The 866-nt window shown below is 47.8% G+C and carries 1 protein-coding gene; it reads left to right on the forward strand.

All coding sequences use genetic code 11. The features are described from left to right. A partial coding sequence (locus GRP75_RS28250) for a D-alanyl-D-alanine carboxypeptidase family protein (protein ID WP_160791036.1) occupies positions 1–860 on the forward strand: 860 nt, incomplete at its 5' end. Positions 861–866 lie beyond the last annotated feature (6 nt).

Consider the following 866-nt stretch of genomic DNA (forward strand, 5'->3'; position numbering starts at 1 on the left):
TGCTGTACGGCTTAATGCTCCGTTCTGGTAATGATGCCGCTTCTGCCATTGCTGAGCATGTGGGGGGGACAGAAGAGGGATTTGTCCATTTGATGAATGACAAGGCGGTTCAGCTTGGGCTAAGCCATACACATTTTGCTAATCCGCACGGGCTGGATACCGAGGGACATTATTCCTCAGCCAATGATATGGCCCGGCTTACTGCTTATGCGCTGCATAATCCAACTTTTGCCCGTATCGTAAAAACAGAACTGAAAAAAGCGCCGAATCCCAACGATTCTTGGGACTACTCATGGCACAACAAAAACAAAATGCTGCGGCTGTATGAGGGAGCTGACGGGGTGAAAACAGGCTTTACCAAAAAAGCATTTCGCTGTCTGGTCAGTTCAGCCACACGGGACGGTCGCCAGCTCGCTGCTGTTACCTTGAATGACGGGGACGATTGGAACGATCATGCCCGTATGCTTGATTACGGATTTCGATATTATCTGCTCATTCCGATTACGGACAAGCAGCAACCTATCGATGGTTACCCACTATTAACAGGTACAAGCTTTGCATATCCTTTACATGATAGTGAGAAGACCCAGTTGCACAAAAGACTAGTGTTGTATAAAAATTCCGCCTCTGTAGACAGAGCGGACATATCTTTTGGCTTACGAGGACGGGTCGAATTCCTATTGGATGGTGAACTTATTGGTTCCGTTCCTGTGTATGAAAAAGGGAGTAAGCTGCCTGCTCAAAGTACCGTACGGCCACGGCAGGAGGCTCCAACTGCACAAGATCCTGCTAACAATACTCAGCAACGAGGTTGGACGAGCAGATGGAACGAAATTCTTAAAAATTTGTTTGGAGCCTAGGGCAAG

The sequence above is a fragment of the Paenibacillus sp. OT2-17 genome (assembly GCF_009827695.1).
GTDB classification, from domain to species: domain Bacteria; phylum Bacillota; class Bacilli; order Paenibacillales; family Paenibacillaceae; genus Paenibacillus; species Paenibacillus polymyxa_B.